Origin of the sequence: Streptococcus oralis, from assembly GCF_024399415.1 — a bacterium.
GTDB lineage: Bacteria > Bacillota > Bacilli > Lactobacillales > Streptococcaceae > Streptococcus > Streptococcus oralis_CS.
The window spans coordinates 1454089-1479975 of record NZ_CP029257.1 but is presented as its reverse complement, the minus strand read 5'-3'; the positions used below and the strand labels follow the sequence as shown (position 1 = coordinate 1479975).

The window sequence follows — 25887 nt, the reverse complement described above, 5'->3', positions numbered from 1 at the left end:
CTTATTTGACTTTGTCACTTTCGTGGTTGATAATTTTGCTGAGGAATTGTTGGGCACGAGGTTCGCTTGGATTGTCAAAAAAGTCATCGACATCTGTCGTGTCTACTAAAACCTCTCCGTCGGCCATAAAGATAATGCGGTCCGCAACTTCTCGGGCAAATCCCATTTCGTGGGTAACGATGATCATATTCATCCCGTCATGTGCCAGTTTTTGCATAACTGCAAGTACATCGCCGATGGTTTCAGGGTCAAGGGCAGATGTTGGCTCATCAAAGAGGAGGAGCTCCGGATGCATGGCAAGACCACGAGCAATGGCGATCCGCTGTTTTTGTCCACCAGATAGCATGGCCGGATAGGAATCTTTCTTGTCCCACATATTTACAAATTCCAGATATTTTTGGGCTGTTTTTTCAGCTTCTTTTTTATCAATTCCTAGAACTTTAATGGGTGCAAGTGTTACATTTTCTAACACTGTTTTGTGTGGATAAAGGTTAAAATGTTGAAAAACCATGCCCACTTCCTTACGGAGAGGAACTAGATCTTTCTGACTGGCACCTGCTACTTGATGTCCATTGACTAGGAGACTTCCTTTGTCAACAGCCTCTAAACCATTAATCGTTCGGATAAGAGTGGACTTCCCAGAACCGGAAGGTCCAAGCAGGACAACAACTTGTCCTTTTTCAAAACGGAGATTGATGTCGCGGAGTGCGTGGTAGTCTCCGTAATATTTTTCGACGTTTTTAAATTCTACTAAAGCCATGAGAGATCTCCTTTGTGTTAGATTTTATAACATGATTCTACAACAAAAGAATGTTCTTGTCAAATCATATCTGAAAAAAATTCACTAAAATATTATAAAAAAGCAATCTGGATAGAGAAAATGCCTAAATCATGTTATAATGAAACGATAGAATTCTTAGAAAGAGTGGATGTTTTTTTGATAACTCCTACTTATGAATGGCAGTTTGCCCCGCAGGTTGAAGATGCGGATTTTACAAAGATAGCCAAGAAGGCTGGACTGGGTCCTGAGGTGGCTCGGTTATTATTTGAAAGAGGGATTCAGAACGAAGAAAGTCTAAAGAAGTTCTTAGAACCTTCTTTGGAAGACTTGCACGATCCCTATCTGCTCCATGATATGGACAAGGCAGTGGAGCGGATTCGTCAGGCCATTGAAGAAGGGGAAAACATCCTCATCTATGGAGACTATGATGCGGATGGTATGACTTCGGCCTCTATTGTTAAGGAAAGTTTGGAACAGCTTGGCGCCGAGTGCCGTGTTTACCTGCCCAATCGCTTTACAGATGGCTATGGCCCTAATGCCAGTGTCTATAAATACTTTATCGAGCAAGAGGGAATTTCCTTGATTGTGACAGTGGACAATGGGGTTGCAGGTCACGAGGCTATTGAACTAGCTCAGTCTATGGGAGTAGATGTCATTGTGACCGACCACCATTCCATGCCGGAAACCTTGCCAGATGCTTATGCGATTGTTCATCCCGAGCATCCAGATGCGGACTATCCTTTTAAACAGTTGGCTGGTTGCGGAGTGGCTTTCAAGCTGGCTTGCGCTCTTTTAGAAGAAGTGCAAGTGGAATTGCTTGATTTGGTCGCTATCGGTACCATTGCGGATATGGTAAGTTTGACGGATGAAAACCGTATTTTGGTTCAATATGGTCTGGAAATGTTGGGACATACTCAGCGCATCGGTCTACAAGAAATGCTAGACATGGCTGGGATTGCTGCGAATGAAGTGACAGAAGAAACGGTTGGATTTCAGATTGCCCCTCGTTTAAATGCCTTGGGGCGCTTGGACGATCCTAATCCCGCCATTGATTTGTTGACTGGATTTGACGATGAGGAAGCGCATGAGATTGCCCTCATGATTCACCAGAAAAACGAAGAGCGCAAGGAAATCGTTCAGTCAATCTACGAAGAAGCTAAGACCATGGTGGATCCTGAGAAGAAGGTCCAGGTTTTGGCCAAGGAAGGCTGGAATCCTGGCGTTCTGGGTATCGTTGCTGGTCGTTTGTTGGAAGAACTAGGGCAGACAGTCATCGTTCTTAATATAGAAGAAGGTCGCGCCAAGGGTAGTGCTCGTAGTGTGGAAGCGGTCGATATTTTTGAAGCTCTGGATCCCCATCGAGACCTCTTTATCGCCTTTGGCGGCCATGCTGGTGCAGCTGGAATGACGCTGGAAGTTGAGAAACTTTCAGATTTATCTCAGGTTTTAGAAGACTATGTCCGTGAAAAGGGTGCAGATGCTGGTGGCAAGAATAAGTTAAATCTAGATGAAGAGTTGGATTTGGAGACTCTTAGTTTAGAAACGGTTAAAAGCTTTGAACGCTTGGCACCCTTTGGGATGGATAATCAGAAACCTGTCTTTTATATCAAGGATTTTCATGTCGAAAGTGCCCGTACTATGGGAGCAGGCAATGCCCACCTCAAACTAAAAATTTCCAAGGGTGAGGCGAGCTTTGAAGTGGTGGCCTTTGGACAAGGTAGATGGGCAACAGAGTTTGCTCAAACCAAAAACTTAGAATTGGCAGTCACCCTGTCTGTCAATCAATGGAATGGCCAAACTGCCCTCCAGTTGATGATGGTGGATGCGCGTGTGGAAGGCGTTCAACTCTTTAACATTCGTGGGAAGAATGCAGTCTTGCCAGAGGGAATTCCAGTCTTGGATTTCTCTGGAGAGGTGCCAGATCTAGCGACCAGCGACGCGGTTGTTGTGAAAAACATTCCTGAGGATATTACCTTGCTGAAGGCCATTTTTCAGGAACAGCATTTCTCTGCTGTCTATTTCAAAAATGACATTGACAAGGCCTACTATCTGACAGGTTATGGAACTAGAGAGCAGTTTGCAAAATTGTACAAGACCATTTACCAGTTCCCAGAGTTTGATATTCGCTACAAGCTCAAAGATTTGGCGGTTTATCTCAATATCCAACAAATCTTGCTGGTCAAGATGATCCAAGTATTTGAGGAACTGGGCTTTGTAACGATCAAAGATGGTGTCATGACAGTCAATAAAGAAGCGCCGAAAAGGGAAATAGCTGATAGTCAGATTTACCAAAATCTCAAGCAAACTGTAAAAAATCAAGAAATGATGGCGCTGGGTACCGTGCAAGAAATGTATGATTTTTTAATGGAGTAATAGATAGAAAGGGACTGAGATGACCGATCTCGGTCTCTTTTTGTCGGATAGATGCTTGATGTGGGAGTGGTTGATAAGACGGTCTTTTGAGTGGTTCACTGATGTAAAAATTGGGGAAATGATTCATTTTTTATTCTCTTCTATCACTTTATATGATGTCTGCTTTTAAACCTTATGTAGTAAAAGTATAAATTTTTGTAACAGGACTAAAATATAACTCTAAACGAACTGACATGTAAATCAAGTATGATTTTCTTATCAAGAAAATATAAGGGGAATCCAGTTATGAAAAAAACAGTTACGAAACTGACTCTTGGTTTGACTTCTACCGCTATTTTAGCTACAGTTGGGGCTCAAACGGTTCATGCGAACTCTTACGTTGTCCAAGACGGTGATTCATTTTATGCCATCGCAACTGCAAACGGCATGGATCCGCATGAGTTGGCAGCTTTGAATGGAAAAACCATCTTTGATACCATTCACCCAGGAGATGTTCTCCAAGTGAGTGGTTCAGCTCAGGCTAGCTCTACCTACAGCGCTCCAGCCGCAACTGTCAATGAAGTATCAGATACAGAAGATGTTGTCGAAAAGACTCCGACAAACTATGGAAACTCTTATCCTGTTGGTCAGTGTACATGGGGCGTGAAAGAATTGGCGCCTTGGGCTAGCAACTGGTGGGGAAATGCCAACACGTGGGCAATCTACGCGAGCGCTCAAGGTTATAGGACAGGAAGTGTTCCAGTAGTAGGAGCAATCGCCGTTTGGGATGGTGGTGAATATGGACACGTTGCTTATGTCACAGATGTTCAAAGTGAAAACTCTATCCAGGTATTGGAAGCAAACTACAGACGTCAAAAGCAGATTGCAAATTACCGTGGCTTCTTTAATCCTCATGAATTTTTAGGTAACGTCACTTATATCTATCCAAACTAAAGATGATAAAAAGATTTAGAGTTTCTAAGTCTTTTTTCTTTTTGAAAAAATTTCCTAACGTTATCCTCTATCTTAGTGGATAATTGCTGAAAAATTTTTAGATTTTGTAGCGAACAGGAAATTCTCGCTTTTAGATGCAGATAAACCATGTCTTTGTAGAAAATAGTTCTCAAGTCGAGAGGTAAAAGCAAGTTTTTTTGAACTAAAAGAGAAATTTAGAGTTCGAGAAAGGTATCTGAAATCAAATTGATTCAGAAAGTCCATAATTTTGATGGTACAATCGTTCTATTATCTTCGATGAAGCCTCCAAAAGAGAAGTCAAAGTAAAAGAATTCGATTCACAGTAGTGACTAATCTCTAGTTAAAAACCTATCTTCGTTTTGAAAATAATCAAAAAAATGGTATAATGGTAGGAAAAGATTCGGCTGGAAGTTTTAGAACTTTTAGAATAAAATGGTGAACTCACCCTATAATCAAGATAAATGAAGTTTCGGAGGAAAAATGAGTAATATTAGTTTAACAACACTAGGTGGTGTACGAGAAAATGGGAAAAATATGTACATCGCTGAAATTGACAATTCAATTTTTGTTTTGGATGCGGGGCTTAAATACCCTGAAAATGAACAACTAGGTGTTGATGTCGTCATTCCAAATATGGACTACCTTTTTGAAAATAGCGATCGTATCGCAGGGGTCTTTTTGACCCACGGACATGCGGATGCCATTGGTGCCCTGCCTTATCTTTTGGCAGAGGCTAAGGTGCCTGTGTTTGGTTCTGAGTTGACCATTGAGTTGGCCAAACTCTTTGTCAAAGGAAATGATACGGTTAAGAAATTCAATGACTTCCATGTGATTGATGAAGATACAGAGATCGACTTTGGAGGGACTGTGGTTTCCTTCTTCCGTACAACTCACTCCATCCCAGAAAGTTTGGGAATAGTCCTGAAAACAGCTGAAGGTAGCATCGTTTATACAGGGGACTTCAAGTTTGACCAAACAGCTAGTGAATCCTATGCGACGGATTTTGCTCGTTTGGCAGAAATCGGTCGTGATGGTGTCTTGGCGCTCCTCAGTGATTCAGCCAATGCTGATAGCAATATCCAGGTGTCGAGCGAGAGTGAAGTTGGGGATGAAATTACCCAGACCATTGCAGACTGGGAAGGTCGTATCATCGTTGCCGCAGTTGCCAGCAACCTTTCTCGTATCCAGCAGGTTTTTGATGCTGCAGCAGATACAGGTCGCAGAGTTGTTTTGACTGGATTTGATATTGAAAATATCGTCCGCACTGCGATTCGTCTCAAAAAATTATCTCTAGCCAACGAAAGTCTCTTGATTAAACCTAAAGAAATGTCTCGTTTTGAAGACCATGAGTTGATTATCCTTGAGACGGGCCGTATGGGTGAGCCTATTAATGGACTTCGTAAGATGTCCATCGGTCGCCACCGCTATGTGGAAATCAAAGACGGAGACTTAGTTTATATCGTAACGACTCCATCTATCGCCAAAGAAGCTGTCATGGCGCGTGTTGAAAACATGATCTACCAAGCTGGTGGTGTGGTGAAACTCATTACCCAAAGCTTGCGAGTATCCGGACACGGGAATGCGCGTGATTTGCAGTTGATGATCAATCTTCTGCAACCAAACTACCTCTTCCCTATCCAAGGGGAGTACCGTGAGTTGGATGCGCATGCCAAGGCTGCCATGGCAGTTGGGATGTTGCCGGAACGCGTTTTCATCCCTAAAAAGGGAACGACCATGTCTTATGAACATGGAGACTTTGTTCCAGCTGGAGCAGTTTCTGCAGGGGATGTCTTGATTGACGGAAATGCCATCGGGGATGTTGGAAATGTCGTCCTTCGTGACCGTAAGGTCTTGTCAGAGGATGGGATCTTTATCGTGGCAATCACTGTCAACCGTCGTGAGAAAAAAATTGTGGCCAAGGCCCGTGTTCATACGCGTGGATTTGTTTACCTCAAGAAGAGCCGTGATATTCTCCGTGAAAGTTCAGAATTGATTAACCAAACGGTAGAAGAGTATCTTCAAGGTGATGACTTTGATTGGGCAGATCTCAAAGGCAAGGTTCGCGATAATCTGACCAAGTACCTCTTTGATCAAACCAAGCGTCGCCCGGCAATCTTGCCAGTCGTGATGGAAGCAAAATAATAAGCAGAATACCTACAGAAAAAGTCGAAATTCGGCTTTTTCTTATAGAATAGTAAAAGGAGACAACCATGGCAGTTATGAATATTGAGTATTACTCAGAAGTTTTGGATATGGAGTGGGGCGTTACCGTACTCTATCCAGATGCTAGTCGGGTGACTGAACCAGATTGCACAGATATTCCTGTTCTTTATCTTTTGCACGGAATGTCAGGAAACCAAAATAGCTGGCTCAAACGTACCAATGTCGAGCGCTTGTTGCGTGGAACCAATCTCATTGTTATCATGCCCAATACTAGCAATGGCTGGTACACAGATACTCAGTATGGCTATAACTACTATACTGCTCTAGCAGAAGAGTTACCTCAGGTCATGAAACGTTTCTTCCCCAATATGACCAGCAAGCGAGAAAAAACTTTCATAGCAGGCCTATCCATGGGTGGATATGGTTCCTTCAAACTAGCTCTCGCAACCAATCGTTTTTCCCATGCGGCTAGTTTTTCTGGTGCGCTTAGTTTTCAGGAATTTTCTCCTGAAAGTCAGGATCTGGGATCGCTTGCCTACTGGAGAGGAGTTTTTGGAGAGATTAAAGACTGGACAGCTAGTCCTCATTCGCTTGAAAGCATGGCTGCAGAGTCCGATCAAAAGACCAAACTATGGGCTTGGTGTGGGGAGCAAGACTATCTCTACTCTGCCAATAACCTCGCAGTGAAAAACCTCAAAAAGCTTGGTTTTGAGGTGACCTATAGTCATAGTCCAGGTAAGCACGAGTGGTACTACTGGGAAAAACAATTGGAACGTTTTTTGGCTACTCTACCAATTGACTTTGTTTTGGAAGAGCGCTTATCTTAGTTTTAGGTTTCTTTCAGCTTTCTTCAGTAAAATAGAGAATCTATCTTGATCAAGGAGAACGTGATTTCAAGATAGGTTCTTATTTTTATGAAAGGTGGAGCGTCATGTTCTGGATTATTCGATTATTCTTCCGATTTCTTTTGGGAATTTGGCGTTTCTTCTGGCGTCTGGTTTGGACTGTGGTCATTCTACTGCTCATTGCCTTTGGAGTGGTTTGGTATCTGACAGGTGATTTTCATTCTGCGGTCAATCAGGTTGAAAAAATGAGCAAGATTGGTCAAGGTGGCTGGAATCAATGGAAGGAGACGGGAACGCTGGAAGTCTTGTCTCAGACAGACAGTCACCAACATGCAGAAGGCAAGTGGGCTCAAGCCTCAGCTCGCATCTATATTGAGCCTCAAATGGATGAAACCTTCCAAGGTGCCTATGCGGAAGCCATAAAAAACTGGAATCAAACGGGAGCCTTTACCTTTGAGGTGGTTGCGGATCCTAGCCAGGCAGATATTGTGGCAAGTGAGATGAATGATGGATCGACCGCTGTAGCAGGTCAAGCCGAGAGTCAAACCAATTTGTTAACCAATCAATTTATATCTGTAACGGTTCGCCTGAATCACTATTATCTATCCAATCCAAACTATGGTTATTCTTATGAACGAATCGTGCACACGGCGGAGCACGAACTGGGGCATGCCATCGGTTTGGATCATACCAACGAAACTTCTGTCATGCAGCCAGCAGGTTCCTATTATGGGATTCAGCCTCAGGATGTGACAGCTGTTCAAGAACTCTATACCAGTAGCGACTAGATGAAGTCGGTGCAATCTGAAATGAAATCAAAGCTCCTCCAACAAGTGATTGGTGGGGCTTTTTGTTCGTCCTGTTACGGCCTTTTTGCTATAATGGAACTATGAATAACTTGATCAAATCAAAACTAGAGCTCTTGCCGACCAGCCCTGGTTGTTACATTCACAAAGATAAAAATGGCACTATCATTTATGTAGGAAAGGCTAAAAATCTGCGCAACCGTGTGCGCTCCTATTTCCGTGGGAGTCACGATACCAAGACGGAGGCACTGGTGTCTGAAATTGTAGATTTTGAATTTATCGTCACTGAGTCCAATATTGAGGCACTTCTTCTAGAAATCAACCTCATCAAGGAAAATCAGCCCAAGTACAATATCATGCTCAAGGATGATAAGTCCTATCCCTTTATCAAAATCACCAATGAGCGCTATCCGCGGCTTATTATCACCCGTCAGGTCAAAAAGGACGGTGGTCTCTACTTTGGTCCCTATCCAGATGTAGGGGCAGCAAATGAAATCAAGCGTCTACTGGACCGGATTTTCCCTTTTCGGAAATGTACCAACCCACCCTCTAAGGTCTGTTTTTACTACCATATCGGCCAATGTATGGCCCATACTATCTGTAAAAAAGATGAGGCTTATTTCAAGTCCATGGCTCAGGAGGTTTCTGATTTCCTAAAAGGGCAGGATGATAAAATCATTGATGACCTCAAGGGGAAGATGGCATCCGCAGCTCAAAGTATGGAGTTTGAACGTGCGGCGGAATACCGTGACCTGATTCAGGCCATTGGAACGCTTCGGACCAAGCAACGGGTCATGGCGAAAGATTTGCAAAATCGGGACGTCTTTGGTTACTATGTGGATAAGGGCTGGATGTGTGTTCAGGTTTTCTTTGTTCGTCAAGGCAAGCTCATTGAGCGGGATGTCAATCTCTTCCCCTACTACAATGATCCGGATGAGGACTTCTTGACCTATGTGGGACAATTCTATCAAGAAAAATCTCACCTGGTTCCCAATGAGGTGCTGATTCCGCAGGATATCGATGAAGAAGCCGTTAAGGCTTTGGTGGATACCAAGATTTTCAAGCCCCAACGTGGAGAGAAAAAACAACTGGTCAATCTAGCCATCAAAAATGCCCGTGTTAGTCTGGAGCAGAAGTTCAATCTGCTAGAAAAATCAGTCGAAAAGACCCAAGGAGCTATTGAAAATCTGGGACGCTTGCTCCAAATCCCGACCCCAGTCCGTATCGAGTCCTTTGATAACTCTAATATCATGGGAACCAGTCCTGTTTCAGCTATGGTGGTCTTTGTCAATGGCAAACCGAGTAAAAAAGACTACCGAAAGTACAAGATAAAAACGGTTGTTGGCCCAGATGACTATGCTAGTATGCGAGAGGTTATTCGCAGACGTTATGGCCGAGTTCAACGTGATGGTTTAACCCCGCCAGATTTGATTGTGATTGATGGGGGACAAGGTCAAGTCAATATCGCAAAGCAAGTCATCCAAGAAGAGCTAGGTTTGGATATCCCAATTGCAGGTCTGCAAAAGAATGACAAGCACCAAACCCATGAACTGCTCTTTGGAGATCCACTGGAAGTGGTGGAGTTGTCTCGCAATTCTCAAGAATTCTTTCTCCTCCAACGCATCCAGGATGAGGTGCACCGCTTTGCTATCACCTTCCACCGCCAACTGCGCTCAAAAAATTCCTTTTCTTCACAACTGGATGGGATTGACGGTCTGGGACCTAAACGCAAACAGAATCTCATGAAGCATTTTAAATCTCTCACTAAAATCAAGGAAGCTAGTGTGGATGAGATTGTCGAAGTTGGGGTGCCAAAAGCAGTCGCAGAAGCTGTTCAGAGAAAGTTGAACCCTCAGGAAGAAGTGGAGTTGGCTCAAGTAGCGGAAGAGAGAGTAGATTATCAAATAGAAGGAGAACACAATGAATCATAAAATTGCAATTTTATCAGATATTCATGGCAATGCGACTGCCTTAGAAGCAGTGATTGCAGATGCTAAAACTCAAGGAGTCAGTGAATACTGGCTTCTGGGAGATATTTTTCTTCCTGGTCCAGGTGCAAATGATCTGGTCGCTCTGTTGAAGGGACTTCCTATTGCAGCAAGTGTTCGAGGTAATTGGGATGATTGTGTCCTTGAGGCCTTGGATGGTGAATATGGTTTGGAAGATCCACAAGAAATCCAGCTCATGCGATTGACTCAGTTTTTGATGGAGCGAATGGATCCTGCAACGATTGACTGGCTACGAAGTTTACCTATGCTAGAAAAGAAAGAAGTTGACGGACTGCGCTTTTCTCTTTCTCATAATTTGCCAAATAAGAACTATGGTGGTGACTTGCTAGTTGAGAATGATACAGAGAAATTTGACCAACTCCTAGATGATGAAGTTGACGTGGCAGTCTATGGTCATGTCCACAAGCAGTTGCTTCGTTATGGCAGTCAAGGGCAACAAATCATCAATCCAGGGTCGATTGGCATGCCCTATTTTAATTGGGAGGCGTTAAAAAATCACCGTGCCCAGTATGCCGTGATAGAAGTGGAAGATGGAGAATTGGTAAACATTTTATTCCGAAAAGTTTCTTATGATTATGAAGCAGAGTTAGAATTGGCCAAGTCCAAGGGGCTTCCTTTTATCGAAATGTATGAAGAACTACGCCGAGATGACAACTATCGGGGGCACAATCTGGAACTCTTAGCTAGTTTAATTGAAAAGCATGGATATGTAGAGGATGTGAAAGATTTCTTGGAGGCTATAAAGTCAAAATATAAGATAGACTAGTTTCTTTAAACCCCTGAAAATTAGTTGAAATTGGATGGGGAAAAAACTGGTTTTAATGATAAATTTAAATCCATGGCTTCATCCGTGTTCCAATTTCTTTCTATGAAAAATCTCTGCAAGCTCTTTCAAAATATGGTAGAATGGAAGCAGTAGAATTAGAAAAGGAAATCGATTATGAAATTTCTTGAATTAAATAAAAAACGTCATGCGACTAAGCATTTCACTGATAAGCCGGTGGATCCCAAAGATGTGCGTACGGCTATCGAAATCGCAACCTTGGCACCAAGTGCCCACAACAGCCAGCCTTGGAAATTTGTGGTTGTTCGTGAGAAAAATGCTGAATTGGCAAAATTGGCATACGGTTCGAACTTTGAGCAGGTTTCTTCAGCTCCTGTAACCATTGCCTTGTTTACAGACACAGATTTGGCTAAACGTGCTCGTAAGATTGCCCGAGTTGGCGGCGCTAATAACTTTTCTGAAGAGCAACTTCAATATTTTATGAAGAATCTGCCAGCTGAATTTGCACGTTACAGTGAGCAACAGATTAGCGACTATCTAGCCCTCAATGCAGGTTTGGTTGCCATGAATTTGGTTTTGGCTCTTACAGACCAAGGAATCGGTTCTAACATTATCCTTGGATTTGACAAATCAAAAGCCAACGAAGTTTTGGATATTGAAGACCGATTCCGCCCAGAACTCTTGATTACAGTGGGTTACACAGATGAAAAATTGGAACCAAGCTACCGCTTGCCAGTGGATGAAATCATCGAGAAAAGATAGAAAGAAGAAAAAATGACAGCAATTGATTTTACAGCAGAAGTAGAAAAACGCAAAGAAGACCTCTTGGCTGACTTGTTTAGCCTTTTGGAAATCAACTCAGAACGTGATGACAGCAAGGCCGATGCTGAGCATCCATTTGGACCTGGTCCAGTAAAAGCTTTGGAAAAATTCCTTGAAATCGCAGACCGCGATGGCTATCCAACAAAGAATGTCGATAACTACGCAGGACATTTTGAGTTTGGTGAAGGAGAAGAAGTTCTCGGAATTTTTGCTCACATGGACGTGGTGCCAGCTGGTAGCGGTTGGGACACGGACCCTTATACACCAACTATCAAAGACGGTCGCCTTTATGCGCGTGGTGCTTCAGATGATAAGGGACCTACAACTGCTTGTTACTATGGTTTGAAAATCATCAAAGAATTGGGACTTCCAACTTCTAAGAAAGTTCGTTTCATCGTTGGAACAGACGAAGAATCAGGTTGGGCAGACATGGACTACTACTTTGAACATGTAGGACTTGCGAAACCAGACTTCGGTTTCTCTCCAGACGCTGAATTCCCTATCATCAATGGTGAAAAAGGGAACATCACGGAATATCTTCACTTTGCAGGTGAAAATACAGGTGCAGCCCGTCTTCACAGCTTCAGAGGTGGATTGCGTGAAAACATGGTACCTGAATCAGCAACAGCAGTCGTTTCAGGCGACCTGGCTGACTTGCAAGCTAAACTAGATACCTTTGTTGCAGAATACAAACTCAGAGGAGAAATTCAAGAAGATGCTGGCAAATACAAGGTCACCATCATTGGTAAATCAGCCCATGGTGCTATGCCTGCATCAGGTGTCAATGGTGCGACCTATCTTGCCCTTTTCCTCAGCCAGTTTGACTTTGCAGGACCTGCAAAAGACTACCTTAACATCGCTGGTAAGATTCTCTTGAACGACCATGAGGGTACAAATCTCAAGGTTGCTCATGTAGATGAAAAGATGGGTGCCCTTTCTATGAATGCCGGTGTCTTCCGCTTTGATGAAACAAGTGCTGACAATACCATTGCCCTCAACTTCCGTTATCCAAAAGGAACAAGTCCAGAGCAAATCCAGTCAGTTCTTGAAAACTTACCAGTTGCTGCTGTTAGCCTTTCTGAACACGGTCATACCCCTCACTATGTACCAATGGAAGATCCACTCGTTCAAACCTTGTTGAATGTTTATGAAAAACAAACTGGTCTCCAAGGTCACGAGCAAGTCATCGGTGGTGGTACCTTTGGTCGCTTGCTGGAACGTGGAGTTGCCTACGGTGCCATGTTCCCAGACTCTATTGACACCATGCACCAAGCTAATGAATTTATCGCCTTGGACGATCTCTTCCGAGCAGCAGCAATCTATGCAGAAGCTATCTATGAATTGATCAAATAAAACAATAGAAGTCTGAGATGTTATGCTTGGACTTCTTTTTGGAGGGAAAAAAGATGTCTCAAATTGAAAGAATCAAGAAAGCTATTATGGCGGATCCACAGAATACCAGCTATACAGAACGCGGAATCGAACCTCTCTTTGCGGCGCCAAAAACTGCCCGCATCAATATTGTCGGTCAGGCTCCTGGGCTTAAAACCCAAGAAGCTGGGATTTATTGGAAGGATAAGAGTGGCGATCGCTTGCGGGACTGGTTAGGTGTGGATGAGGACACCTTTTACAATTCAGGTTATTTTGCAGTTCTGCCCATGGATTTTTACTTTCCAGGGCATGGCAAGTCAGGCGACCTTCCACCTCGTACAGGTTTCGCAGAAAAATGGCATCCACAACTCTTGCAAGAGTTGCCCGATATCCAATTAACTCTCTTGATTGGCCAGTATGCCCAAGCCTATTATTTACAGGAGAAAGTTAGTGGCAAGGTGACAGAGAGAGTAAAAAATTACCAGAACTACTTACCAACCTATTTCCCTCTGGTGCACCCGTCACCACGAAATCAAATCTGGATGGCTAAGAATCCTTGGTTTGAGTCAGAAGTGGTGCCCGATTTGAAAAAAAGAATTAAAACCATTTTAGGAGAAAAAGAATGAAAGAAATAGCCTTCGGCGCATTTTACCAGCTCTATCAGAAAGAGTCCCTTTCAGTCTTAGATGTGAGAGAAGTAGAAGAGTTCGAGCCGCTTCATTTAGAAGGTGCTCAGAATTTCCCTCTCAGTCAACTAGCGGATACTTATGATCAGTTGGACAAGGACCAGTTGCATTATGTCATCTGTAAGTCGGGCATTCGTTCAGCTCGTGCTTGCCAATTCTTAGAGGAACATGGATACAAGACCATTAATGTTCAAGGTGGAATGACGGCCTTTGAAAATCTTTAACCCTATATGGCGATAGATCCTAATCTTCCCTTGCTCGGTTTCAACTGAGTGAGGGATTCTGTTTTTAGATAATTCTTATTTTTAAAAATATTGAAAACATTCAATGATTAATTTTGGATACTTTTTTCAGAGTCTTAATCATGGTATACTAGGTCAGTATTTTAGAAATATGAAGGAGATTTTTATGGCTAAAAAAGGTGCCCTAACAGGCTTGCTCCTGTTTGGAATATTTTTTGGTGCGGGAAACTTGATTTTTCCACCTTCTCTAGGTGCTTTATCTGGAGAACAATTTCTTCCTGCCATCGCAGGTTTTGTCTTTTCAGGTGTCGGTATTGCCGTCTTGACACTTATTATTGGAACTCTAAACCCTAAAGGATATATTCACGAGATTTCTAAGAAAATCTCACCTTGGTTTGCGACTCTTTATCTTGCAGTCCTCTATCTATCGATTGGCCCTTTCTTTGCCATTCCACGTACAGCCACAACAGCTTACGAAGTCGGGATTAGCCCCCTTTTATCAGATGCGAATAAAGGACTTGGATTGATTGTCTTTACCGTACTGTATTTTGCAGCGGCTTATTTGATTTCACTTAATCCATCAAAGATTTTGGATCGAATCGGACGTATCTTAACGCCAGTCTTTGCTTTGTTGATCGTTATCTTGGTTGTACTAGGTGCCTTCAAATACGGTGGAACAAGTACTCAAACTGCGTCAGCTGCTTATCAAGCTTCTGCTTTTGGGACAGGTTTCCTAGAAGGTTATAACACTTTGGATGCCCTTGCCTCAGTGGCCTTCAGTGTAATTGCTGTTCAAACCTTGAAACAACTTGGATTTTCCAGTAAGAAAGAATACATTTCAACTATTTGGGTGGTTGGTATCGTTGTAGCTCTTGCCTTTAGCGCTCTTTACATTGGTTTAGGATTCCTTGGAAATCACTTCCCAGTACCAGCAGAAGTGATGAAGGGTGGAACACCAGGCGTTTATATCTTGTCACAAGCAACTCAGGAAATCTTTGGTTCAACAGCTCAGCTCTTTCTTGCTGTTATGGTAACTGTAACCTGTTTCACAACGACAGTTGGCTTGATTGTGTCGACAGCAGAGTTCTTTAACGGACGTTTCCCACAAATCAGTTACAAGGTCTATGCAACTGCCTTTACCTTGATTGGGTTTGCTATTGCTAATCTTGGCCTTGATGCAATCATTAAGTACTCAGTGCCAGTACTTGTAATCTTGTACCCAATCACCATCTCCATTGTGATGATCGTGATTGTTAATAAGTTTGTACCCTTATCAAAACCGGGCATGCAGTTAACCATTAGCCTTGTTACAGCTATTGCTCTTGCAAGCGTTCTTGGAAGTTCCTTTAAGATTGAGTTTCTTGAAAATCTGATTAATGCCCTTCCGTTTGCGTCCGCCTCTCTTCCATGGCTAGTGCCAGCTATTATCGGAATCTTGCTTTCATTGGTTCTACCAAACAAACAAGAGAGTGATGTTTTTGAGATGGAATAAAAAAATTCTTGGTCATCGACCAAGAATTTTTTGTATGAGCACGACTCATTAGTTGGTTTGTTCGGTATAACCAGCCTCTTTAAGCTTTTTTTTCGAAGCAGCAAAGCTTACACGGTTTCCAATACCATAATATTCATTCGGCATTGCTTTTTTCAATTCGTCAAGACTCGCGACAGTCATGTCAACCTCGATGTTTTGGATAACTTTTTCGTCTTGAATTTCAACTTTTTGTGTAACCCCTTTGACCCCTTCATAACCTTTATTAGTATCGTCAACAATTTGCTTAATACCTTCCGCGGTATTATTAAGTTTCTCAGGGTCAAATACATTATGAGCAGTTTGTTTTACAACATCATCCCCCTTAACAGTGTATGTCAAGGTAGAAGTTCTTCCGGGATTGCTATTGTGAACAAAAATGTAGTTTTTTGTCTCATCTTTCTTTTCAGATGATTGTTGACTGCTTTGTTTGGTCTCGCTTGACTGAGTTGTTGTGTCTTCTTTGGTACTGCTGCTAGCAGGTGTAGAAGCTTGTTTGGAACATCCAAGCAGGAGGACAAGTGAAGTCACTAGGGCTAGTGAAGTTTTAACATAAGTTTTCATAGAATTTCCTTTCATAATCAAAGTATTTTGTATTATAACATGATTCTACTACAAAATCAACTAGACCTCCCCTCTCATCTGACTTGACATGACAATGAACAGAAACTAGTCTGACGATTAAAGTTTTGTCTCTATTTGTTTCAAAAATCTTTTATCATATGGCTTTATAAGGGTGTGAAGTTTTAAATGCACTTTTTATGGGATTTGGAGGAATCTATTGAACTCATCGGTTAGGGATGTAACAAAATACCCCAAGAGTCAGAGTTGTGTCTAACTTTTGGGGTGGACCTACACTAGTCTATATGAAATTTTGGGAGATTAGTTCGTCTTCTCTGTGAATCCCATTTTTTCCAGTGCTTTTTTAGAATTTGAGAAACTGACACGATTACCGATACCAGAATATTCTTCAGGAAGTGCTTTTCTAAGTTCGCTAATGCTTGCAACTGAGAAGTCAACTTCTAGATCTTGAACAACTTTTCCATCTTTGATTTCAATCGTTTGTTTAACACCTTTGAGTCCATTATAACCTTTGTACTTTTCTTCGATAAAACTCTTGACATCTTCTGGAGTTGCACCAAGGATTTCAGGATCAGCAATGTTATGAGCTGATTGCTTGATAACATTGTCGCCGTCTACAGTATAAACCAAGGTAGAAGTGATTCCAGAATTGCTTTTGTTGACAAAAGTATGTGTCTTAGTTGTTTCTTTCTTTTCAGATGATTGTTTGCTGCTTTGTTTGCTCTCACTTGACTGAGTTGTTGTGTCTTCTTTAGAACTGCTGTTGGTAGGTGTTGACGCTTGTTTGGAACATCCGAGCAGGAGAACAAGTGAAGCCACAAGGGCTAGTGATACTTTAAAGTATGATTTCATATTTGTTACTTTCCTTTCATAATCAAAGTATTTGTATTATAACATGGATCTATAGTGAAAGCAACTAAACACAGTTTTTCTCCTTTTGAGAAGGAGTCTGACTAGAAAAATGTTATAATGGTAGGAAAGAGGTGAAGAAATGAATCAGACTATAAACTATATCAAAGAACTAACTGCTATTGCATCTCCAACAGGCTTTACTCGTGAGATCTCAGATTATCTAGTCCATACTTTAGAAGAGCTTGGTTACCAGCCTGTTCGAACTGCTAAGGGTGGTGTCAATGTAACAATCAAAGGTCAAAACGACGAACAACATCGCTATGTAACTGCCCATGTGGACACACTCGGAGCCATTGTACGTGCTGTTAAACCTGATGGACGTCTCAAATTGGACCGGATCGGTGGTTTTCCTTGGAACATGATTGAGGGAGAAAACTGTACCGTTCATGTGGCTAGTACAGGTAAAACGGTATCTGGAACGATCCTTATCCACCAGACATCTTGCCATGTCTACAAAGATGCAGGAACTGCTGAACGTACTCAGGACAATATGGAAGTGCGTTTGGACGAAAAAGTGACCAATGAAAAAGAAACACGTGCCTTGGGTATTGAGGTTGGTGACTTTATTAGTTTCGATCCGCGAACTGTTGTGACGGAAACTGGTTTTATCAAGTCTCGCCACTTGGATGACAAGGTCAGCGCAGCAATTTTGCTCAATCTCCTTCGAGTTTATAAAGAAGAAGGAATTGACTTGCCGATGACGACACACTTTGCTTTTTCAGTCTTTGAAGAGGTGGGCCATGGTGCTAACTCCAATATTCCAAGTCAGGTAGTAGAATATCTGGCTGTGGATATGGGAGCTATGGGCGATGACCAACAGACGGATGAGTACACAGTATCTATCTGTGTAAAGGATGCTTCAGGACCTTATCACTATGACTTCCGTCAACACTTAGTAGCTTTGGCGAAAGAGCAAGATATTCCATTTAAGCTGGATATCTATCCATTTTATGGATCGGACGCTTCAGCAGCTATGTCAGCAGGAGCAGAGGTCAAACACGCCCTCCTTGGAGCTGGTATTGAATCCAGTCACTCTTACGAACGAACACACATTGATTCGGTCGTAGCGACTGAGCGTATGGTTGATGCCTATCTCAAGAGTGCATTGGTAGACTAATATGTGCTTGATTTGTCAAAGAATTGAATGGATCAAGGAAGGGGAAAATCCCTACTTTGTAAAAGAACTAGAAACAGGATATGTAGTTATTGGAGACCACCAATACTTTAAGGGCTATACCTTATTTCTAGCAAAAGAGCATGTCACAGAACTCCACCATATGGAGACTTCTGTAAAACTTCGTTTTCTAGAGGAAATGAGTTTGGTCCAAGAAGCTGTTGCCAAAACGTTTAAAGCTGAAAAGATGAACATTGAACTTCTAGGAAATGGAGATGCCCACGCTCACTGGCACCTATTTCCAAGACGATCAGGTGATATGAGGGGTCATGGATTGAATGGCCGTGGTCCAGTCTGGTGGGTGCCCTGGGAAGAAATGGCGGCAGAAGATTGCCAAGTACAATCGCCAGAGTTGGAACAAATGATTAAAGCCTTATCCGATGAATTAGAGAAGCACTTGGTCTAAGAGAGGAAGAAAAAATGAAAAAAAGATACATTGTTTTATCTGGTTTGCTGGCAGTAACCCTAGCAGCATGTTCTCAAGAAAAACCTAAAAATGAAGAAAACACTCAAAAAACAGAACAAACTAGTCAACCTGAAGGAACTGTAGGGAGCAAATCCCAAGCTTCTAGTCAGAAGAAGGCAGAGGTTGTGAACAAGGGAGACTACTATAGTATTCAAGGGAAATACGATGAAATCGTCATAGCTAATAAGCACTATCCTTTGTCAAAAGACTATAATCCAGGAGAAAATCCAACAGCTAAAGCAGAGTTGGTCAAACTCATTGCAGCAATGCAAGCAGCTGGCTACCCAATCAGCGATCACTACAGTGGTTTTAGAAGTTATGAAACTCAAACCAAACTTTATCAAGACTATGTGAATCAAGACGGTAAGGAAGCAGCAGATCGCTACTCAGCACGCCCAGGTTACAGTGAACACCAGACGGGTCTTGCTTTTGACCTTATTGGGACAGATGGTGATTTAGTCACTGAAGAAAAGGCAGCCCAGTGGCTCTTGGACCATGCGGCTGACTATGGCTTTGTCGTTCGCTATCTCAAAGGTAAGGAAAAAGAGACTGGCTACATGGCAGAAGAATGGCATCTCCGCTACGTTGGAAAAGAAGCCAAAGAAATTGCTGCAAGTGGCCTCAGTTTGGAAGAGTACTATGGCTTTGAAGGCGGCGATTACGTCGATTAAAAATGAAATTTTTTTCTTGCATTTTTAGATAAATAGTGTATAATGGAAAGGTATGTGTAAAGCATACTTGTGGGAGGTAAAAATCTCTAATTACCGCCAAAACCACAAAGGAGGATTTAAAAATGGCTAAAAAAGTCGAAAAACTTGTAAAATTGCAAATCCCTGCTGGTAAAGCTACACCAGCTCCACCGGTTGGACCTGCTCTTGGTCAAGCTGGTATCAACATCATGGGATTCACAAAAGAGTTCAACGCTCGTACAGCTGACCAAGCTGGTATGATCATTCCAGTTGTTATCTCAGTATACGAAGACAAATCATTTACTTTCGTTACAAAAACACCACCAGCTGCTGTTCTTTTGAAAAAAGCTGCAGGTGTTGAAAAAGGATCAGGTACACCTAACAAAACTAAAGTTGCTACAGTTACTCGTGCACAAGTACAAGAAATTGCAGAAACTAAGATGCCAGATTTGAACGCAGCAAACATTGAGTCTGCAATGCGTATGATCGAAGGTACTGCTCGTTCTATGGGATTCACTGTTGTTGACTAATCAATAACACAGTAGAAAATCTCACAGCAGTCTATTAGTTACTTTTCATACTAGGCAAGTGACTGATGCTTGTACTTGGGTACAGCAAAGGAACTTAAGGAAGTAGGAAAAGAAAATCAATAGACTGAATACCCGCAAGACTTCATCATTTCGAGAAGTGACGTGGGAGATGAAAATCGATTGAACCACTTACAAGGAGAATAGAAAATGGCTAAAAAAAGCAAACAACTTCGTGCTGCTCTTGAGAAAATCGACAGCACAAAAGCATACAGTGTAGAAGAAGCTGTAGCACTTGCAAAAGAAACTAACTTTGCAAAATTTGACGCAACTGTAGAAGTTGCTTACAACTTGAACATTGACGTTAAAAAAGCTGACCAACAAATCCGTGGAGCAATGGTATTGCCAAACGGTACTGGTAAAACTTCACGCGTTCTTGTTTTCGCACGTGGTGCAAAAGCTGAAGAAGCAAAAGCTGCTGGTGCAGACTTTGTTGGTGAAGATGACCTTGTTGCGAAAATCAACGACGGTTGGTTGGACTTCGACGTAGTTATCGCTACACCTGACATGATGGCTCTTGTTGGACGTCTTGGACGTGTCCTTGGACCACGTAACTTGATGCCAAACCCTAAAACTGGTACTGTAACAATGGATGTTGCTAAAGCAGTTGAAGAGTCTAAAGGTGGTAAAATCACTTACCGTGCTGACCGTGCAGGTAACGTTCAAGCAATCATCGGTAAAGTATCATTTGAAGCTGAAAAATTGGTTGAAAACTTTAAAGCTTTCAACGAAACAATCCAAAAAGCAAAACCAGCTACAGCTAAAGGAACTTACGTAACAAACTTGACAATCACAACTACTCAAGGTGTTGGTATCAAGGTTGACGTAAACTCACTTTAATTAACAGATTTTTAAAAACGAGTACGAAAGTGCTCGTTTTTTAGGTACGACGGGCATTCCGTTCATCTGAGGTGTAGGTCCTCTGTGGGTACCATATACTAGTAAACCCAAAAGTGATTCCCAAGCCTGACTATTGTGAGTAGCTGATCGAACGGCATTAGGATAGACTGTTTAAGTCTGTCGTTGGAAATAAGAATCGGCAGAGAAAGATATAGAGAAATCTTGGCTATACGAATAGGCACGTGATAGTAAAGCGCATATAGCGGATAAGGAGGCCAGCAACTCTAAAGTACAAATATGTAGTCGTAACCTATATGCATAAACTACGTGAGCAATTGAATTCGAACTAGAGAGGTGATTAATAGATTTATGCTATAGTCATGGCAGCTTGTATGCTTTTGATTCTAGTTTATCAAATAATAGATTAGAATTGTCAGATAATATAATTTTATGTTATAATGAAGAAAAAATAGAGGTGTTCAAATGTCAGAAGCAGGTCATAAGTTTTTAGCAAAACTGGGAAAAAAACGCTTACGTCCAGGTGGAAAACGTGCTACAGATTGGTTAATTGCGGAAGGAGGAGTTTCAAAAGAAAAGAGAATACTAGAAGTTGCGTGCAATAGGGGAACTACAGCAATTGAGTTGGCACAGCGTTTTGGTTGTAAGATAACTGCTGTTGATATGGATGGACAAGCCTTAGAAGTGGCTAAAAAATCTGCTGAAACGGCAGGTGTTGGTCATTTGATCAGATTTGAAAGAGCAAATGCAATGAAACTTCCTTATGAAGATGCTAGTTTTGATATTGTTATAAATGAAGCTATGCTGACTATGCAAGCCGATCAAGCTAAGAAAAAATGTGTAATGGAGTATCTAAGGGTTTTAAAACCTGAAGGTCTTCTTTTGACACATGATGTGCTTCTTAAGGAAGCTAAAGAGTCTGTCAGACAGGAATTGTCACAAGCAATTCATGTAAATGTAGGTCCTTTAACTCAAGATGCTTGGGAACAGGTGATGATAGAATCAGGTTATCGTGATGTGAAAGTATTGACTGGTGAAATGACATTAATGAAATTATCAGGTATGATTTATGACGAAGGTTGGCTAGGAACTTTGAAAATTTGCGTAAATGCTTGTAAAAAGGAGAATAGAAAGCAGTTTTTAACTATGTATAAAATGTTTGCTAAGAATAAACAGAAATTGGGCTTTATTGCTATGGCTAGTTATAAATCGTCAAATCGTTAGATAATTATTGAAGTTAACTTTTCCTTTTTTCTTTCTTAAAAAATATGCTATAATAGAGAGTAAAAAACTTTGAAAGAAAGAAAAAGATGAATTTAAAAGATTATATCGCAACGATTGAAAATTATCCCAAGGAAGGCATCACCTTCCGTGATATCAGCCCATTGATGGCAGATGGCAATGCCTATAGCTATGCTGTTCGTGAAATCGTTCAGTATGCAACTGACAAGAAAATCGACATGATCGTGGGTCCAGAGGCTCGCGGATTTATTGTTGGCTGCCCAGTTGCTTTTGAGTTGGGAATTGGTTTTGCACCTGTTCGTAAGCCAGGAAAATTGCCACGTGAAGTCATTTCTGCTGATTATGAGAAAGAGTACGGTATTGATACCTTGACCATGCATGCTGATGCGATCAAGCCAGGCCAACGTGTTCTCATCGTAGATGATCTTTTGGCAACAGGCGGAACTGTTAAGGCAACGATTGAGATGATTGAAAGACTTGGTGGAGTTGTAGCCGGTTGTGCTTTCTTGATTGAGTTGGATGAGCTTAAAGGCCGTGAAAAAATCGGAGATTACGATTACAAGGTACTTATGCATTATTAATGAAAAACAGTCCTTGGGGCTGTTTTCTCTTCATCTGCTATATAAATTAACTATAGCTAGTTAGAGAAAAACTATAATTGAAAACTATATCTTCATACAGTATAATAAAGGGAAGAAGTATTTGGAGGTTTTTACTTTCAAACAGACAAGATCATTCCCGAAATAGAGAACTGTTAGGAGGGTATTATGCCGATTCGAATTGATAAAAAATTACCAGCTGTGGAGATTTTAAGGACTGAAAATATCTTTGTTATGGACGACCAACGGGCCGCTCATCAGGATATTCGCCCCTTGAAGATTTTGATTTTAAATCTCATGCCTCAAAAAATGGTAACAGAAACGCAACTCTTACGGCATTTGGCTAATACCCCTTTGCAACTAGATATTGATTTCTTATATATGGAAACACATCGTTCCAAGACAACCCGTGCCGAACATATGGAAACTTTCTATAAGACCTTCTCGGAAGTCAAGAATGACTTTTTTGATGGAATGATTATCACGGGAGCTCCAGTGGAGCACTTACCTTTTGAGGAGGTGGACTACTGGGAGGAGTTTAAACAGGTCATCGAATGGTCCAAGACGCATGTTTTTTCTACCCTGCATATCTGTTGGGGTGCCCAAGCAGGTCTTTATGCTCGCTATGGCGTTGAAAAACACCAAATGGAGCAAAAACTGTCAGGTATTTACCCTCAGGATACCTTGAAAGAGGGCCATCTTCTCTTTCGTGGTTTTGATGATAGCTATGTAGCTCCCCATTCTCGTCATACAGAAATCTATAAGGAAGAGATATTGGGAAAAACCAATCTGGAAATCCTCTCTGAGGGAGAACAAGTCGGCGTTTCAATTTTAGCCAGTCGGGATCTTCGTGAGATTTATAGTTTTGGTCATTTAGAATATGACCGTGATACTCTAGCAAAAGAGTATTTTCGTGATTGTGAGGCAGGACTTAATCCTAACATTCCGGAAAATTACTTCAAAAATGATGATGTGAATGAGACACCGTGTCTCTGTTGGTCTTCATCAGCTGCCCTCTTTTTCAGTAACTGGGTTAATTATGCTGTTTATCAGGAAACTCCATTTGACTGGAAAAAGGTAGAGGACGATGCAGCTTCATTTGGATATTTATAAGAGGAATTATGACATATTTTGACGCTTTTAAATCAGGGAACTTGGTTTTGCCAAGTGCCCTGCTCTTGCATTTTAAGGAACTCTTTCCTTCCAGCGAAGATTTTCTGGTCTGGCAATTTTTCTATTTACAAAATACCACAGCCTTAGGAGATGTTTCACCTAGTCAGATTGCTGAAATCATTGGGAAAGAGGTGGCAGATGTCAACCAATCCATTTCGAATTTGACTGAAAATGGTTTGCTACAATATCGAACTATTGAACTAAACGGGGAAATTGAGCTGATTTTTGATGCTAGTTTGGCTTTTGAACGCTTGGATAGCTTACTAGATAGCCAAACTCCAGCTACAACAGCCCCAAACCCGCAGAATCAGTTGAAGGATCTGGTTGAAACTTTTCAGCAGGAATTGGGACGCTTATTAACACCATTTGAAATCGAAGACCTTTCTAAGACTGTCAAAGAAGACGGAGTTAAGGCGGATTTGATCAAGGAAGCTCTCCGAGAGGCTGTTCTCAATGGCAAGCCAAACTGGAAATATATTCAGGCAATCCTACGAAACTGGCGCCATGAAGGCATCCAGTCTGTTGCCCAAGTAGAGGCCAAACGAGCAGAGCGAGAAGCCAACAATCCCAAACAAGTTCAGGCTTCGGCTGATTTCCTCGATGCCATGAATTTGTGGCAAGATTAGCCGCTTGAAAAATCTTGAAAATTAGAGTAAGGTTTGCAAGCTCCTTATAAATATGATAGAATAATAGTGAATAAAATGAAAAAAGAGGTATGTGAAATGTCACGTAAACCATTTATCGCTGGTAACTGGAAAATGAACAAAAATCCAGAAGAAGCAAAAGCATTCGTTGAAGCCGTTGCATCAAAACTTCCTTCATCAGACCTTGTTGAAGCAGGTATCGCAGCTCCAGCTCTTGATTTGACAGCTGTTCTTGCTGCTGCTAAAGGTTCAAACCTTAAAGTTGCTGCTCAAAACTGCTACTTTGAAAATGCAGGTGCTTTCACTGGTGAAACTAGCCCACAAGTTTTGAAAGAAATCGGTACTGACTACGTTGTTATCGGTCACTCAGAACGTCGTGACTACTTCCATGAAACTGACGAAGATATCAACAAAAAAGCAAAAGCAATCTTTGCAAACGGTATGCTTCCAATCATCTGTTGTGGTGAGTCACTTGAAACTTACGAAGCTGGTAAAGCTGCTGAATTCGTAGGTGCTCAAGTATCTGCTGCATTGGGTGGATTGACTGCAGAACAAGTTGCTGCATCAGTTATCGCTTATGAGCCAATCTGGGCTATCGGTACTGGTAAATCAGCTTCACAAGACGATGCACAAAAAATGTGTAAAGTCGTTCGTGACGTTGTAGCTGCAGACTTTGGTCAAGAAGTTGCGGACAAAGTTCGTGTTCAATACGGTGGTTCTGTTAAACCTGAAAACGTTGCTTCATACATGGCTTGCCCAGACGTTGACGGTGCCCTTGTTGGTGGTGCGTCACTTGAAGCTGAAAGCTTCTTGGCATTGCTTGATTTTGTAAAATAATCTCAGTTATTCCAGACAGTCTGCTAAGACTGTCTTTTTTTTAAAGACTGTATATTTTTCTTAAATTATCAGTCAATTACAACTTTTTTAATATGGGTTAATTTTCTTGCTTTTGTCTACTAGGAGTAGTATACTGAGATAGTAATCAATAAATATGGTTGCAAAAATAATATTATGAGGTGATCAATATGGTTGAATTGAAAAAAGAAGCAGTAAAAGACGTAACAACATTATCTAAAACAGCGCCAGTAGCATTGGCAAAAACAAAGGAAGTTTTGAACCAAGCAGTAGCGGACTTGTATGTGGCTCACATTGCTCTTCACCAAGTTCACTGGTATATGCGTGGTCGTGGTTTCCTCGTATGGCATCCAAAAATGGATGAATACATGGACAGCCTTGATGGCTATCTTGACGAAATCAGCGAACGTTTGATCACTCTTGGTGGCAAACCTTACTCAACTTTGACAGAATTCCTTCAACACAGTGAAATCGAAGAAGAAGAAGGAGAATTCCGTAACGTTGAAGAAAGCTTGGAACGTGTTCTAGCGATTTATCGCTACCTCATCACTCTTTTCCAAAAAGCTTTGGATGTGACTGATGAAGAAGGCGATGATGTTACAAACGATATCTTTGTTGGTGCTAAGGCTGAACTTGAAAAAACAGTTTGGATGCTTGCAGCAGAACTTGGACAAGCTCCTGGTTTGTAAAATATAGTTGCTACCCCTTTTATCATGAGGTGCTTGATAAGTGCCCATGACCA

26 protein-coding genes are annotated in these 25887 nt (G+C 41.7%); 23 read left to right on the top strand and 3 right to left on the bottom strand.

Annotation, left to right across the window (positions count from 1 at the left end; all coding sequences use genetic code 11):
- Position 1 precedes the first annotated feature (1 nt).
- Entirely contained in the window at positions 2-760 is a 759-nt protein-coding gene (locus DG474_RS07240; protein ID WP_001229587.1) for an amino acid ABC transporter ATP-binding protein, read from the bottom strand.
- Between the two features lie 177 nt (positions 761-937).
- On the opposite strand from DG474_RS07240, the gene recJ reads away from it, so the two are divergent.
- The 12 genes from recJ to brnQ all read left to right on the top strand — a co-directional run bounded on the left by recJ (position 938) and on the right by brnQ (position 15328).
- Positions 938-3154: a single-stranded-DNA-specific exonuclease RecJ gene (recJ, locus tag DG474_RS07235; RefSeq protein WP_255778966.1), complete on the top strand. Its 2217-nt coding sequence runs from the start codon at positions 938-940 to the stop codon at positions 3152-3154.
- Between the two features lie 285 nt (positions 3155-3439).
- The gene (locus tag DG474_RS07230; RefSeq protein WP_255777879.1) at positions 3440-4087 is read left to right on the top strand and encodes a COG3942 and LysM peptidoglycan-binding domain-containing protein; all 648 of its coding nucleotides are present in this window, start codon (positions 3440-3442) and stop codon (positions 4085-4087) included.
- A 501-nt stretch (positions 4088-4588) separates the two neighbouring features.
- A complete protein-coding gene (locus tag DG474_RS07225) occupies positions 4589-6250 on the top strand; it encodes a ribonuclease J (RefSeq protein ID WP_255777878.1) in 1662 nt (553 codons plus the stop codon).
- A 68-nt stretch (positions 6251-6318) separates the two neighbouring features.
- A complete protein-coding gene (locus DG474_RS07220; protein ID WP_255777877.1) occupies positions 6319-7098 on the top strand; it encodes an alpha/beta hydrolase in 780 nt (259 codons plus the stop codon).
- Between the two features lie 104 nt (positions 7099-7202).
- A complete protein-coding gene (locus DG474_RS07215; RefSeq protein ID WP_061415075.1) occupies positions 7203-7904 on the top strand; it encodes a M57 family metalloprotease in 702 nt (233 codons plus the stop codon).
- A gap of 101 nt (positions 7905-8005) precedes the next feature.
- Positions 8006-9853, top strand: coding sequence for an excinuclease ABC subunit UvrC (gene uvrC, locus DG474_RS07210; RefSeq protein ID WP_255777874.1), 1848 nt, complete (start codon positions 8006-8008; stop codon positions 9851-9853).
- Positions 9843-10697 (top strand): metallophosphoesterase family protein, encoded by an 855-nt coding sequence (locus tag DG474_RS07205; protein ID WP_001015757.1) that lies wholly within the window; start codon positions 9843-9845, stop codon positions 10695-10697. Before uvrC ends, DG474_RS07205 begins: the two co-directional genes overlap by 11 nt.
- A gap of 174 nt (positions 10698-10871) precedes the next feature.
- Entirely contained in the window at positions 10872-11477 is a 606-nt protein-coding gene (locus tag DG474_RS07200; RefSeq protein ID WP_254725095.1) for a nitroreductase family protein, read from the top strand.
- Positions 11478-11489: 12 nt separating this feature from the next.
- Positions 11490-12890: a dipeptidase PepV gene (gene pepV, locus DG474_RS07195; RefSeq protein WP_255777870.1), complete on the top strand. Its 1401-nt coding sequence runs from the start codon at positions 11490-11492 to the stop codon at positions 12888-12890.
- Between the two features lie 53 nt (positions 12891-12943).
- Positions 12944-13534, top strand: a complete 591-nt coding sequence (locus DG474_RS07190) for a uracil-DNA glycosylase family protein (RefSeq protein WP_255777869.1) — start codon at positions 12944-12946, stop codon at positions 13532-13534.
- Positions 13531-13818, top strand: a complete 288-nt coding sequence (locus tag DG474_RS07185; RefSeq protein WP_255777867.1) for a rhodanese-like domain-containing protein — start codon at positions 13531-13533, stop codon at positions 13816-13818. Before DG474_RS07190 ends, DG474_RS07185 begins: the two co-directional genes overlap by 4 nt.
- A gap of 184 nt (positions 13819-14002) precedes the next feature.
- Positions 14003-15328, top strand: coding sequence for a branched-chain amino acid transport system II carrier protein (gene brnQ, locus DG474_RS07180; protein ID WP_255777865.1), 1326 nt, complete (start codon positions 14003-14005; stop codon positions 15326-15328).
- A gap of 48 nt (positions 15329-15376) precedes the next feature.
- Here the strand turns inward: brnQ and DG474_RS07175 are convergent, their stop codons facing one another.
- Both DG474_RS07175 and DG474_RS07170 read right to left on the bottom strand, forming a co-directional pair.
- On the bottom strand, positions 15377-15928 hold the full coding sequence (locus DG474_RS07175) for a DUF1307 domain-containing protein (RefSeq protein WP_255777864.1): 552 nt from the start codon (positions 15926-15928) through the stop codon (positions 15377-15379).
- A gap of 318 nt (positions 15929-16246) precedes the next feature.
- Positions 16247-16798 (bottom strand): DUF1307 domain-containing protein, encoded by a 552-nt coding sequence (locus tag DG474_RS07170; RefSeq protein ID WP_000844332.1) that lies wholly within the window; start codon positions 16796-16798, stop codon positions 16247-16249.
- A 139-nt stretch (positions 16799-16937) separates the two neighbouring features.
- Here DG474_RS07170 and DG474_RS07165 point away from each other — a divergent pair, with 139 nt between their 5' ends.
- From DG474_RS07165 to DG474_RS07115, 11 genes are all read left to right on the top strand, one after another.
- On the top strand, positions 16938-17975 hold the full coding sequence (locus tag DG474_RS07165) for a M42 family metallopeptidase (RefSeq protein WP_255777861.1): 1038 nt from the start codon (positions 16938-16940) through the stop codon (positions 17973-17975).
- Between the two features lies 1 nt (position 17976).
- Positions 17977-18438, top strand: coding sequence for an HIT family protein (locus tag DG474_RS07160; protein ID WP_084944383.1), 462 nt, complete (start codon positions 17977-17979; stop codon positions 18436-18438).
- Positions 18439-18452: 14 nt separating this feature from the next.
- Positions 18453-19169 carry an LD-carboxypeptidase LdcB/DacB gene (gene ldcB, locus DG474_RS07155; RefSeq protein ID WP_255777852.1) on the top strand — a complete coding sequence of 239 codons (717 nt, stop codon included), beginning with the start codon at positions 18453-18455 and terminating at the stop codon, positions 19167-19169.
- Between the two features lie 122 nt (positions 19170-19291).
- The gene (gene rplK / locus DG474_RS07150; RefSeq protein WP_001085808.1) at positions 19292-19717 is read left to right on the top strand and encodes a 50S ribosomal protein L11; all 426 of its coding nucleotides are present in this window, start codon (positions 19292-19294) and stop codon (positions 19715-19717) included.
- Between the two features lie 207 nt (positions 19718-19924).
- Positions 19925-20614 (top strand): 50S ribosomal protein L1, encoded by a 690-nt coding sequence (gene rplA / locus DG474_RS07145; protein WP_001085675.1) that lies wholly within the window; start codon positions 19925-19927, stop codon positions 20612-20614.
- 483 nt (positions 20615-21097) lie between these two features.
- Positions 21098-21856 carry a class I SAM-dependent methyltransferase gene (locus DG474_RS07140; protein ID WP_255777849.1) on the top strand — a complete coding sequence of 253 codons (759 nt, stop codon included), beginning with the start codon at positions 21098-21100 and terminating at the stop codon, positions 21854-21856.
- Positions 21857-21942: 86 nt separating this feature from the next.
- Complete coding sequence (locus tag DG474_RS07135; protein ID WP_001049316.1) at positions 21943-22455, top strand: adenine phosphoribosyltransferase; 513 nt, start codon at positions 21943-21945, stop codon at positions 22453-22455.
- A 186-nt stretch (positions 22456-22641) separates the two neighbouring features.
- Positions 22642-23586 (top strand): homoserine O-acetyltransferase MetA, encoded by a 945-nt coding sequence (metA, locus tag DG474_RS07130; protein ID WP_255777843.1) that lies wholly within the window; start codon positions 22642-22644, stop codon positions 23584-23586.
- An 8-nt stretch (positions 23587-23594) separates the two neighbouring features.
- Positions 23595-24272, top strand: a complete 678-nt coding sequence (locus DG474_RS07125) for a DnaD domain-containing protein (protein ID WP_049505240.1) — start codon at positions 23595-23597, stop codon at positions 24270-24272.
- 96 nt (positions 24273-24368) lie between these two features.
- A complete protein-coding gene (gene tpiA, locus DG474_RS07120) occupies positions 24369-25127 on the top strand; it encodes a triose-phosphate isomerase (protein ID WP_255777841.1) in 759 nt (252 codons plus the stop codon).
- A gap of 188 nt (positions 25128-25315) precedes the next feature.
- Positions 25316-25834 carry a Dps family protein gene (locus tag DG474_RS07115; protein ID WP_000229893.1) on the top strand — a complete coding sequence of 173 codons (519 nt, stop codon included), beginning with the start codon at positions 25316-25318 and terminating at the stop codon, positions 25832-25834.
- Positions 25835-25887: the final 53 nt, after the last annotated feature.